8 protein-coding genes are annotated in these 12,500 nt (G+C 39.4%); 5 read left to right on the top strand and 3 right to left on the bottom strand.

The annotated features are described in order from the left end of the window. Positions 1–124 precede the first annotated feature (124 nt). The 3 genes from nrdF to nrdH form a co-directional block, all read right to left on the bottom strand. Complete coding sequence (gene nrdF / locus LG372_RS01820) at positions 125–1,087, bottom strand: class 1b ribonucleoside-diphosphate reductase subunit beta (protein WP_000451386.1); 963 nt, start codon at positions 1,085–1,087, stop codon at positions 125–127. A 194-nt stretch (positions 1,088–1,281) separates the two neighbouring features. Then, positions 1,282–3,441 (bottom strand): class 1b ribonucleoside-diphosphate reductase subunit alpha, encoded by a 2,160-nt coding sequence (gene nrdE, locus LG372_RS01815; protein WP_225741981.1) that lies wholly within the window; start codon positions 3,439–3,441, stop codon positions 1,282–1,284. A gap of 80 nt (positions 3,442–3,521) precedes the next feature. Then, on the bottom strand, positions 3,522–3,740 hold the full coding sequence (gene nrdH / locus LG372_RS01810) for a glutaredoxin-like protein NrdH (RefSeq protein ID WP_000259240.1): 219 nt from the start codon (positions 3,738–3,740) through the stop codon (positions 3,522–3,524). Positions 3,741–4,090: 350 nt separating this feature from the next. Between nrdH and LG372_RS01805 the strand changes: the two genes are divergently transcribed. The 5 genes from LG372_RS01805 to LG372_RS01785 all read left to right on the top strand — a co-directional run bounded on the left by LG372_RS01805 (position 4,091) and on the right by LG372_RS01785 (position 12,438). Further along, positions 4,091–4,354, top strand: a complete 264-nt coding sequence (locus LG372_RS01805; protein ID WP_000146947.1) for a phosphocarrier protein HPr — start codon at positions 4,091–4,093, stop codon at positions 4,352–4,354. A 5-nt stretch (positions 4,355–4,359) separates the two neighbouring features. Further along, positions 4,360–6,093: a phosphoenolpyruvate--protein phosphotransferase gene (ptsP, locus tag LG372_RS01800; RefSeq protein ID WP_225741980.1), complete on the top strand. Its 1,734-nt coding sequence runs from the start codon at positions 4,360–4,362 to the stop codon at positions 6,091–6,093. Between the two features lie 142 nt (positions 6,094–6,235). Continuing rightward, positions 6,236–7,153: a zinc-binding lipoprotein AdcAII gene (gene adcAII, locus LG372_RS01795; protein ID WP_049490059.1), complete on the top strand. Its 918-nt coding sequence runs from the start codon at positions 6,236–6,238 to the stop codon at positions 7,151–7,153. A gap of 7 nt (positions 7,154–7,160) precedes the next feature. Beyond that, positions 7,161–9,692 carry a pneumococcal-type histidine triad protein gene (locus tag LG372_RS01790; RefSeq protein ID WP_225741979.1) on the top strand — a complete coding sequence of 844 codons (2,532 nt, stop codon included), beginning with the start codon at positions 7,161–7,163 and terminating at the stop codon, positions 9,690–9,692. Between the two features lie 157 nt (positions 9,693–9,849). Next, positions 9,850–12,438, top strand: coding sequence for a pneumococcal-type histidine triad protein (locus LG372_RS01785; protein WP_225741978.1), 2,589 nt, complete (start codon positions 9,850–9,852; stop codon positions 12,436–12,438). The last annotated feature ends 62 nt before the right edge of the window (positions 12,439–12,500 follow it).

The following is a 12,500-nucleotide window of genomic DNA, read 5'->3' as shown; positions in this document are numbered from 1 at the left end:
TATTACTATTTTATCATAAAGTATTCAATCAATCAATTTAAAAAACAAAAGAAAACAAAAACAAAAATATCATGGTTGTTTTAAACAAGCCATGATATTTGTTATCAGTTCTGGGATAATTGGATTAGTCCAAACCGTAGTTGTAGTCATCGTCTTGCATGGCTTCAACTTCACCAAGAAGGTAACCATTTCCGACTTGAGAGAAGAAGTCGTGGTTGGAAGTTCCTGTTGAAATACCGTTCATGACGATTGGGTTGACATCATCTGCTGAATCTGGGAAGAGTGGATCTTGTCCCAGGTTCATGAGTGCTTTGTTAGCATTGTAGCGAAGGAAGGTCTTGACTTCTTCCGTCCAACCAACACCGTCATAGAGGCTTTCTGTGTAGCCTTCTTCATTTTCATAAAGAGTGTAGAGCAGGTCGTACATCCATTCTTTGAGTTTTTCTTGTTCTTCTTCAGGCAATTCATTGAAACCGAGTTGGAATTTATAACCAATGTAGGTTCCGTGAACAGACTCATCACGAATAATCAGTTTGATGATTTCCGCAACGTTGGCTAGCTTGTTGTTACCGAGATAGTAGAGAGGAGTGAAGAAACCAGAGTAGAAGAGGAAGGTTTCGAGGAAGACACTGGCAACTTTCTTTTCAAGTGGGCTACCGTTTAGGTAGATTTCGTTGACAATCTCAGCCTTCTTTTGTAGGTAAGGATTGGTATTGGTCCATTCGAAAATTTCTTCAATCTCAGCCTTAGTATTCAAGGTAGAAAAGATTGATGAGTAAGATTTAGCGTGGACAGATTCCATAAATTGGATGTTATTGAAAACAGCTTCCTCATGGGGTGTACGGATGTCCGCGCGAAGGGCTTGAACCCCAGTTTCAGATTGCATAGTATCGAGAAGTGTTAAACCACCAAAGACTTTCCCAACCAAGTCTTTTTCTACATTTGATAGCTTTCTCCAGTCATCCAAGTCATTTGACAAGGGAATACGTGTATCGAGCCAGAATTGCTCCGTCAGTTTTTCCCAAGTTGATTTGTCGATGACATCTTCGATGGCATTCCAGTTAATGGCTTTGTAGTAAGTTTCCATTTTGAAATCTCTTTCTGTGTTTAGTATTGCGAACTCACAATTACTTCTATTTTATCATAATTCTAGAGGAGTATCGCACAAAAAGTCGGAAGCCCGACTTTTTTGTTTTTCCATAGTATAGATGCTTATTCCAGTTTAGTTTAGCACGGTGAATGAATACTTATCTGAGAAAATGTAGTTTCCTCAAGCAAAGATTAAATCACACAGCTTTCACATTGGTTAGCACCGACTTCTCCACCATCATCTGTAAAGGTACGGACGTAGTAGATAGACTTGATTCCCTTGTTAAAGGCATAGTTACGAAGGATAGACAAGTCACGTGTCGTTTGTTTATTTTCCTTCTTCCATTCGTAAAGACCTTTTGGAATGTCACTACGCATGAAGAGTGTGAGTGAAAGTCCTTGGTCCACATGCTCAGTTGCAGCAGCATAGACATCAATCACTTTACGCATATCCATGTCGTAGGCAGAAGTGTAGTAAGGAATGGTTTCTGTTGACAAGCCAGCAGCAGGATAGTAGATTTTACCGATTTTCTTTTCTTGTCGTTCTTCGATACGTTGCGTAATCGGGTGGATAGAAGCCGAAACGTCATTGATGTAACTGATAGAACCATTTGGCGCTACAGCAAGGCGGTTTTGGTGGTAAAGACCACCTGCTTGAACCTTGTCGCGAAGTTCAGCCCAGTCAGCAGCACTTGGGATAAAGACATCTTTGAAGAGTTCTTTAACACGGTCTGATTTTGGAACAAACTCGCCTGTAATATACTTGTCAAAGTAGCTTCCGTTAGCATAGTCTGATTTTTCAAAGTTATGGAAGGTAATACCACGTTCACGCGCGATATTGTTTGATTCTACCAAGGTCCAGTAGTTCATGAGCATGAAGTAGATGCTTGTAAATTCAACAGACTCAGGTGACCCATATTCAATCAATTGTTGGGCAAGGTAGCTGTGAAGTCCCATGGCACCAAGACCAAAGGTATGAGCTTGGCTATTTCCGTGGTCGATGGTAGGAACAGCTACGATGTGCGAACTATCTGTAACGAAAGTAAGGGCACGAACCATAGCACGGATAGAACGACCAAAATCAGGTGAAGTCATCATGTTAACCACGTTGGTTGAACCAAGGTTACATGAAACGTCCGTTCCCATTTGAAGGAATTCTTGAGCATCGTTGATCAAGCTTGGTTCTTGGACTTGAAGAATCTCAGAACACAAGTTACTCATAATGATTTTTCCATCAACGGGATTTGCACGGTTAGCCGTGTCGATGTTGACTACATAAGGGTAGCCAGATTCTTGTTGCAATTTAGAGATTTCAGTTTCCAAATCACGCGCCTTGATTTTTGTCTTGCGGATATTTGGATTTGCGACTAGCTCATCGTATTTTTCAGTGATGTCGATGTAGTTAAATGGCACACCGTATTCAAGCTCTACTGAGTAAGGGCTGAAGAGGTACATTTCTTCATTTTTACGAGCTAATTCGTAGAATTTATCGGGTACCACGACACCAAGTGAAAGGGTCTTGACACGAACTTTTTCATCGGCGTTTTCTTTCTTAGTTGAAAGGAAGGCGATAATATCTGGGTGGAAGACGTTGAGGTAGACAACACCAGCACCTTGACGTTGACCCAATTGGTTAGAGTAAGAGAAGCTATCTTCGAAAAGTTTCATAACTGGAACGACGCCAGAAGCAGCTCCTTCATAGCCTTTAATAGGTGCGCCAGCTTCACGAAGGTTGCTGAGGGTAATTCCCACACCACCACCAATACGTGAAAGTTGAAGAGCTGAGTTGATAGAACGTCCGATAGAGTTCATATCATCAGTTACTTGGATCAGGAAACATGATACCAATTCACCACGACGAGCACGTCCAGCATTCAAGAAGGAAGGAGTAGCAGGTTGGTAGCGTTGGTGGATGATTTCATTGGCAATATCGATGGCAACAGCTTCATTGCCATCGGCGAAATAAAGGGCGTTAAAGAAGACACGGTCTTCCATGCTTTCAAGATAATATTCACCGTCATTAGTCTTTAAGGCATATTGATTGTAAAACTTATAGGCAGCCATGAAAGACTTGAATTGGAAGTTTTGGTCTTTGATAAATTGAGCCAATTCTTCCAAAAATTCTGGACGGTATTTCTTGATAAAGGCTGTTTCGATGTAGTTGTGTTCAATGAGGTAGTTGATTTTATCCTTGATTGAATCAAAAACCATAGTGTTTGGAACTACATTTTCTTTAAAGAAAGCATCCAAGGCTTCCTTATCTTTATGCAGCATGATTTGTCCATTAACTGGACGGTTGATTTCGTTATTGAGACGGAAGTAAGTCACGTCCTCAAGATGTTTTAATCCCATAAAATTTCCCTTATCTAATTACAAAAGAAAGGCTTCTAAGTTAGCCCTAGAAGCAGTTTCTTCTGGATGATGTACTAAGATTATGCTAATTGTTTCAGTTTTCCTGGTTGGAAACCTGAAAAGACTTCAGTTGGTGTTTGGATAACAGGAGCTGCGCTGAAACCGAGCTCTTTAACTTGATCGATGTACTCAGGTTGCTCATCAAGATTGATTTCACGATAAGCAACATTATTACTGTCCAAGAAACGTTTGGTCATTTTACATTGGACACAGTTGTTTTTAGAATAAACGGTTACCATTGTGTAACTCCTCTTTCAAAATAGATTACTTTCTTAGTATATCAGAAAATAAATTTTTGTCAATGATTTAAAACTAAATATAGTGGTCTATTTTTCTGCTCAAGCTAACAAAACACAATATGTAGTGTTTGATTTGTAAAAAAATGATAATTATCCTATAAGTTGTTTTTTGAAAAACTATATCCTGTGTTTTATCAATAAATATAGAAGATTTTCAGCAAGTTATCTGAAAGGAAATCGAATAAATCCCATAAAATGCTTGAAAAAAATCCTAGAAGATGATATAATACCAAATTGTAAGGGTTATCACATATAACTCAAAAAAGAAAGAACAAAAGGAGAGTCAAACTATGGCTTCTAAAGATTTCCACGTAGTGGCAGAAACAGGTATTCACGCACGTCCAGCAACATTGTTGGTACAAACTGCAAGCAAATTTGCTTCAGATATCACTCTTGAGTACAAAGGTAAATCAGTTAACCTTAAATCAATCATGGGTGTTATGAGTCTTGGTGTTGGCCAAGGTGCTGACGTAACTATCTCAGCTGAAGGTGCAGATGCAGATGACGCTATCGCTGCAATCTCAGAAACAATGGAAAAAGAAGGATTGGCATAAGGAAAATGACAGAAATGCTTAAAGGAATCGCAGCATCTGACGGTGTTGCAGTTGCAAAAGCATATCTACTCGTTCAACCGGATTTGTCATTCGAGACTGTTTCAGTCGAAGATACAAACGCAGAAGAGGCTCGTTTGGATGTAGCTCTTGAAGCTTCTCAAAACGAGCTTTCTCTTATCCGTGAGAAAGCTGTAGGTACGCTTGGTGAAGAAGCGGCTCAAGTTTTTGACGCTCATTTGATGGTTCTTGCTGACCCAGAATTAATTGGTCAGATTAAAGAAACAATCCGTGCTAAGAAAGTCAATGCTGAAGCAGGTCTTAAAGAAGTGACTGACATGTTCATCACTATCTTTGAAGGCATGGAAGACAACCCATACATGCAAGAACGTGCAGCGGATATCCGCGACGTGACAAAACGTGTGTTGGCTAACCTTCTTGGTAAAAAATTGCCAAACCCAGCTTCTATCAATGAAGAAGTAATCGTAATTGCGCATGACTTGACACCATCTGATACAGCTCAATTGGACAAAAACTTTGTAAAAGCTTTTGTAACAAACATCGGTGGACGTACAAGCCACTCAGCTATCATGGCACGTACACTTGAAATTGCAGCTGTATTGGGAACAAATAACATCACTGAAGTAGTGAAAGACGGTGATATCCTTGCCGTTAACGGAATTACTGGTGAAGTGATTATCAACCCAACAGATGAACAAGCGGCAGAATTTAAAGCAGCTGGTGAAGCTTATGCTAAACAAAAAGCTGAATGGGCACTTTTGAAAGATGCTCAAACAGTTACTGCTGACGGTAAACACTTCGAGTTGGCTGCTAACATCGGTACTCCAAAAGACGTTGAAGGTGTTAACAACAACGGTGCTGAAGCTGTTGGACTTTACCGTACAGAGTTCTTGTACATGGATTCTCAAGACTTCCCAACTGAAGATGAGCAGTATGAAGCATACAAGGCTGTTCTTGAGGGAATGAATGGTAAACCAGTGGTTGTTCGTACAATGGATATCGGTGGAGATAAAGAACTTCCTTACTTCGATATGCCACATGAAATGAACCCATTCCTTGGATTCCGTGCCCTTCGTATCTCTATTGCCGAAACTGGAGATGCTATGTTCCGCACACAGATCCGCGCTCTTCTTCGTGCTTCTGTTCATGGTCAATTGCGTATCATGTTCCCAATGGTTGCCCTATTGAAAGAATTCCGTGCAGCTAAAGCAGTCTTTGATGAAGAAAAAGCAAACCTTCTTGCTGAAGGAGTTACAGTTGCGGATGATATTCAAGTTGGTATCATGATTGAAATCCCTGCAGCAGCCATGCTTGCAGACCAATTTGCTAAAGAAGTTGACTTCTTCTCAATTGGTACAAACGACTTAATCCAATACACAATGGCAGCAGACCGTATGAACGAGCAAGTTTCATACCTTTACCAACCATATAACCCATCAATCCTTCGCTTGATCAACAACGTTATCAAGGCAGCTCACGCTGAAGGTAAATGGGCTGGTATGTGTGGTGAGATGGCTGGTGACCAAAAAGCTGTTCCACTTCTTGTCGGAATGGGCTTGGATGAATTCTCTATGTCAGCAACATCTGTACTCCGTACACGTAGCTTGATGAAGAAATTGGATACTGCTAAGATGGAAGAGTACGCTAACCGTGCCCTTACAGAGTGTTCAACAATGGAAGAAGTTCTTGAACTTCAAAAAGAATACGTTAACTTTGATTAATTGAAAAGTCCTTGCAACTTAGTTGCAAGGTTTTTTTATAGTTTAATAGCATAAAATCTATTAACTAGTTCATAAAATGCTTGACAATAAAAAAAATCGGAGTAGAATATTAACTAGTTAAATAACTAGTTAAGGAGTTTTTATGAAGAAACAAAATTTGTTTTTAGTGTTGTTAAGTGTCTTTCTTTTGTGTCTAGCTGCTTGTGGGCAGAAGGAGAGCCAGTCAGGTAAAGGGATGAAAATTGTGACCAGTTTTTATCCTATCTATGCCATGGTCAAGGAAGTATCTGGTGACTTGAATGATGTTCGAATGATTCAGTCAAGTAGCGGAATTCACTCCTTTGAACCTTCAGCAAATGATATCGCAGCCATCTATGATGCAGATGTCTTTGTTTACCATTCTCATACACTTGAATCTTGGGCAGGAAGTTTAGATCCCAATCTAAAAAAATCTAAAGTTAAGGTTTTAGAGGCTTCAGAGGGAATGACTTTAGACCGCGTCCCAGGGCTAGAAGATGTGGAAGCAGGGGATGGAGTTGATGAAAAAACGCTCTATGACCCTCATACTTGGCTAGATCCTGAAAAAGCTGGCGAAGAAGCTCAAATTATCGCTGATAAACTGTCAGAGGTTGATAGTGAACACAAAGAAACTTATCAAAAAAATGCGCAAGCCTTTATCAAAAAAGCTCAAGAATTGACTAAGAAATTCCAACCTAAATTTGAAAAAGCGACTCAGAAAACCTTTGTAACACAACATACAGCCTTTTCTTATCTAGCTAAGCGATTTGGACTCAATCAACTTGGTATTGCAGGTATCTCTCCAGAACAAGAACCAAGTCCAAGACAACTAACAGAAATTCAGGAATTTGTAAAAACCTATAAGGTTAAAACGATTTTTACAGAAAGTAATGCTTCTTCAAAAGTAGCTGAAACTCTTGTCAAATCAACAGGTGTGGGTCTTAAAACTCTGAATCCTTTAGAGGCAGACCCACAAAATGACAAGACTTATCTAGAAAACCTAGAAGACAATATGAGTATTTTAGCAGAAGAATTGAAATGAGGAGATTATGAAAATCAATAAAAAATATCTAGCTGGGTCAGCAGCTGCACTTGTTTTAAGTGTCTGTGCTTATGAACTAGGTTTGCATCAAGCTCAAACTGTAAAAGAAAATAACCGTGTTTCATACATCGATGGCAACCAACCAAGCCAAAAGGCAGAGAATTTGACACCTGATGAAGTCAGTAAAAAAGAAGGTATTAATGCCGAGCAAATCGTTATCAAGATTACGGATCAAGGTTATGTGACTTCTCATGGAGACCATTATCATTACTATAATGGCAAGGTTCCTTATGATGCTATCATTAGTGAAGAACTGCTGATGAAAGATCCAAATTATCAGTTGAAGGATTCAGACATTGTCAATGAAATCAAGGGTGGCTATGTGATTAAGGTAGATGGTAAGTATTATGTCTATCTAAAGGATGCAGCACATGCTGATAACGTTCGCTCAAAAGAAGAAATCACTCGTCAGAAGCAGGAACACAGTAGTAATCACGGGGGTGGTTCTAGCGATAATGCGGTAGTAGCTGCTAGAGCTCAGGGTCGATATACAACGGATGATGGTTATATCTTTAATGCATCTGATATTATAGAAGATACAGGTGATGCCTATATCGTTCCTCACGGCAACCATTTCCACTATATTCCTAAGAGTGATTTGTCTGCCAGTGAATTAGCTGCAGCTCGAGCCTTCTTATCTGGAAAAGGTAATCAACCAAGCTCAGTTGGCTATCGTCCTTCGACAAATTCTTCTAGCAGTAGCTCATCAGAGACACCGAATAGTAGTTCATATGGACAAACGAATCAAAGCAATGTTGAAGCAAATACCAGAAGATGGACTCCAAGTGTTAGCCCACAAGTGGATAATAGCTATCAAGCAAGTCCAAGTGAAGACGTATCCAGTCTCTTGAAACAGCTTTATGCCTTACCGCTTAGCCAACGACATGTGGAATCAGATGGACTTGTTTTTGATCCAGCGCAGATTACAAGAAAAACTGCGAATGGTGTTGCAGTGCCTCACGGAGACCATTATCACTTTATCCCTTATTCTCAAATGTCTGATTTAGAACAGAAGATTGCGAGAATGATTTCTGAAAATTATCAAGGAAATCATACTACTGCAGGTGGTAAAGAATTAAAACCAATTCCGACTCCAAGCCTTCCAAATTTAATTCCATCTCCTGTTTTGCCAGCTCTTAGCTTAAAACCTTTGAAACCTATTGTAAAACCGGCTCCTACTCCAAATCCTAAAATAGACTCAAATTCTGCTTTGGTTAGTCAGCTGGTACGAAAAGTTGGAGAAGGATATGTTTTCGAAGAAAAAGGAATCTCACGCTATGTTTTTGCGAAAGATTTACCATCTGAAACTGTTAAAAATCTTGAAAGCAAGTTATCAAAACAAGAGAGTGTATCACACGCTTTAACTGCTAAAAAAGAAAAAGTTGCTCCTCGTGACCAAGAATTTTATGATAAAGCATATAATCTGTTGGCTGAGGCTCATAAAGCCTTGTCTGAAAATAAAGGTCGCGTTTCTGATTTCCAAGCCTTAGACAAATTAGCAGAACGCTTGAATGATGAATCTTCTAATAAAGGAAAATTGGTAGATGATTTATTGGCATTCCTAGCACCAATTACTCATCCAGAGCGACTTGGCAAACCAAATTCTCAGATTGAGTATACCGAAAATGAAGTCCGCATTGCTCAATTAGCTGATAAGTATACGACGTCAGATGGTTACATTTTTGACGAACATGATATTATCAGTGATGAAGGAGATGCCTATGTAACGCCTCATATGGGACATAGTCACTGGATTGGAAAAGACAGCCTTTCTGATAAGGAAAAAGCTGCAGCTCAATCTTATACTAAAGAAAAAGGAATTCTACCTCCGTCAGCAGACGCAGATGCTCAAGCAAATCCAACTGGAGATAGTGCAGCGGCCATTTACAATCGTGTGAAAGGTGAGAAACGAATTCCACTCGTTCGACTTCCATACATGGTTGAGCATACAGTTGAGATTAAAAATGGTAATTTAATTATTCCTCACAAGGATCATTACCATAACATTAAATTTGCTTGGTTTGATGATCACTCATACAAAGCTCCAAATGGCTATACCTTGGAAGACTTATTTGCGACGATTAAGTACTATGTTGAACATCCTGATGAACGTCCACATTCTAATGACGGATGGGGAAATGCCAGCGAGCATGTCTTAGGTAAGAAAGACCACAGTGAAGATCCCAAAAAGAACTTCAAAGCGGATGAAGAACCAGTAGAGGAAACACCTGCTGAGCCAGAAGTCCCTCAAGTAGAGACTGAAAAAGTAGAAGCCAAGCTCAAAGAAGCAGAAGCTTTACTTGCTAAAGTAACAGATGCTAGTCTGAAAGGCAATGCGACAGAAACCCTAGCTGGTTTACGAAATAATTTGAGCCTGCAAACCATGGATAATAATGGTATCATGGCAGAAGCAGAAAAATTACTTGCGTTGTTAAAAGGTAGTAATCCTTCACCTGTAAATAAGGAAAAAACAAACTAATGAAAAATGGGAGTCTCGATAAAGGGACTTTCATTTTTATTATGTATATACGAAAAATTCTTGACAAGCAGTACTAAAAGGAGTAAACTATTAACTAGTTAATTAACTGGTTTATTGTTTTATAGTGAATCAAATAGAGTTAAGAAAAGAGGAAAGAATGAAAATCAATAAAAAATATCTAGCTGGGTCAGCAGCTGCACTTGTTTTAAGTGTCTGTGCTTATGAACTAGGTTTGCATCAAGCTCAAACTGTAAAAGAAAATAACCGTGTTTCATACATCGATGGCAACCAACCAAGCCAAAAGGCAGAGAATTTGACACCTGATGAAGTCAGTAAAAAAGAAGGTATTAATGCCGAGCAAATCGTTATCAAGATTACGGATCAAGGTTATGTGACTTCTCATGGAGACCATTATCATTACTATAATGGCAAGGTTCCTTATGATGCTATCATTAGTGAAGAACTGCTGATGAAAGATCCAAATTATCAGTTGAAGGATTCAGACATTGTCAATGAAATCAAGGGTGGCTATGTGATTAAGGTAGATGGTAAGTATTATGTCTATCTAAAGGATGCAGCACATGCTGATAACGTTCGCTCAAAAGAAGAAATCACTCGTCAGAAGCAGGAACACAGTAGTAATCACGGGGGTGGTTCTAGCGATAATGCGGTAGTAGCTGCTAGAGCTCAGGGTCGATATACAACGGATGATGGTTATATCTTTAATGCATCTGATATTATAGAAGATACAGGTGATGCCTATATCGTTCCTCACGGCAACCATTTCCACTATATTCCTAAGAGTGATTTGTCTGCCAGTGAATTAGCTGCAGCTCGAGCCTTCTTATCTGGAAAAGGTAATCAACCAAGCTCAGTTGGCTATCGTCCTTCGACAAATTCTTCTAGCAGTAGCTCATCAGAGACACCGAATAGTAGTTCATATGGACAAACGAATCAAAGCAATGTTGAAGCAAATACCAGAAGATGGACTCCAAGTGTTAGCCCACAAGTGGATAATAGCTATCAAGCAAGTCCAAGTGAAGACGTATCCAGTCTCTTGAAACAGCTTTATGCCTTACCGCTTAGCCAACGACATGTGGAATCAGATGGACTTGTTTTTGATCCAGCGCAGATTACAAGAAAAACTGCGAATGGTGTTGCAGTGCCTCACGGAGACCATTATCACTTTATCCCTTATTCTCAAATGTCTGATTTAGAACAGAAGATTGCGAGAATGATTTCTGAAAATTATCAAGGAAATCATACTACTGCAGGTGGTAAAGAATTAAAACCAATTCCGACTCCAAGCCTTCCAAAACCAATTCCTGCTCCAGAGCCTACCCCGATACCAAGTCCACAACCTGTACCAAATCCTAAACCAACTCCAAGCAATCCAATTGATGGAAAATTGGTAAAACAGGTGATTCGAAAGGTGGTTGATGGTTATGTCTTCGAAGAGAATGGAATTTCGCGTTATATTTCTGCCAAGGAACTTTCAGCAGAAACTGTTGCAGCCATTGATGATAAACTTGCCAAACAAGAAAGTTTGTCTCATGAGTTAGGAGCTAAGAAAACCAATCTTGCATCTGCTGATCAAAAATTTTACAACAAAGTTTATGATTTACTAGCAACAGTTCATCAAGATTTGATTTCCAATAAAGGGAGCCAAGCTGATTTTGACGCTTTGGATAGACTATTGGAACGTCTCAACGATGAGTCAAGTGATAAGGTCAAGTTAGTTGATGATATCCTTGCTTTTCTAGCGCCGATTCGTCATCCAGAACGTTTAGGAAAACCAAATGCACAAATAGTTTACACAGATGATGAGATTCAAGTAGCCAAGTTGGCAGGCAAGTATACAACAGAAGATGGCTATATCTTTGATCCACGTGATATTACCAGTGATGAGGGGGATGCCTATGTAACTCCGCATATGAGCCACAGTCATTGGATTAAGAAAGAAAGTTTGTCTGAAGCTGAAAGAGCATCAGGTCAAGCTTATGCTAAAGAGAAAGGTTTGACTCCTCCTTCAACAAATCATCAAAATTCAGGAAATACTGAAGCTAAGGGAGCAGAAGCGATTTACAATCGAGTAAAAGCAGCTAAGAAGGTACCACTTGACCGTATGCCTTACAATCTCCAACATACTGTGGAAGTTAAAAATGGAAGTTTGATTATACCTCATTATGACCATTACCATAACATCAAATTTGAGTGGTTTGACGAAGGACTTTATGAGGCACCTAAGGGGTATACTTTAGAAGAGCTATTTGAAACTGTGAAGTATTATGTCGAACATCCAAACGAACGTCCGCATTCAGATAGTGGTTGGGGCAATGCGAGCGACCATGTTCAAAGAAACCACAATAGTCAAGCTGCTAACAACAATCAAACAGAGAAACCAACAGAGGAGAAACCTCAGACAGAAAAAATTGAGGAGGAAAAACCTCGCGAAGAAAAACCGAAAAATGAGAAAGCAGAATCTCCAAAACCAAAAGAACCAGAGGAATCAGAAGAAGAATCACCATCGGAACCAGAGGAACATCAGGTTGAAACTGAAAAGCTTGAAGAAAAACTGAGAGAGGCGGAAGAGTTACTTAAAAAGATTAAGGATCCAATTCTTAAGTCCAATGCCAACGAAACTCTCACAGGATTAAAAAATAATCTGTTATTTGGTTCTCAGGACAACAATACTATTATGGCAGAAGCTGAAAAGCTATTAGTCTTGTTAAAGGAGAGTAAGTAACTATACAACTATTATAGAAGATAAAAAGGGAGCAGAATATGGATTCTGTTCTCTTTTTTATG

The sequence above is a fragment of the Streptococcus sp. Marseille-Q5112 genome (assembly GCF_916700555.1).
GTDB lineage: Bacteria > Bacillota > Bacilli > Lactobacillales > Streptococcaceae > Streptococcus > Streptococcus symci.
Note: the sequence above shows the minus strand (reverse complement) of the source record. Positions and strands in the feature narration are given on the sequence as shown.

Coding starts and splice junctions, on each gene's coding strand:
- nrdF (WP_000451386.1), bottom strand. CDS start 1,087: ATGGAAACTTACTACAAAGCCATTAACTGGAATGCCATCGAAGATGTC.
- nrdE (WP_225741981.1), bottom strand. CDS start 3,441: ATGGGATTAAAACATCTTGAGGACGTGACTTACTTCCGTCTCAATAAC.
- nrdH (WP_000259240.1), bottom strand. CDS start 3,740: ATGGTAACCGTTTATTCTAAAAACAACTGTGTCCAATGTAAAATGACC.
- LG372_RS01805 (WP_000146947.1), top strand. CDS start 4,091: ATGGCTTCTAAAGATTTCCACGTAGTGGCAGAAACAGGTATTCACGCA.
- ptsP (WP_225741980.1), top strand. CDS start 4,360: ATGACAGAAATGCTTAAAGGAATCGCAGCATCTGACGGTGTTGCAGTT.
- adcAII (WP_049490059.1), top strand. CDS start 6,236: ATGAAGAAACAAAATTTGTTTTTAGTGTTGTTAAGTGTCTTTCTTTTG.
- LG372_RS01790 (WP_225741979.1), top strand. CDS start 7,161: ATGAAAATCAATAAAAAATATCTAGCTGGGTCAGCAGCTGCACTTGTT.
- LG372_RS01785 (WP_225741978.1), top strand. CDS start 9,850: ATGAAAATCAATAAAAAATATCTAGCTGGGTCAGCAGCTGCACTTGTT.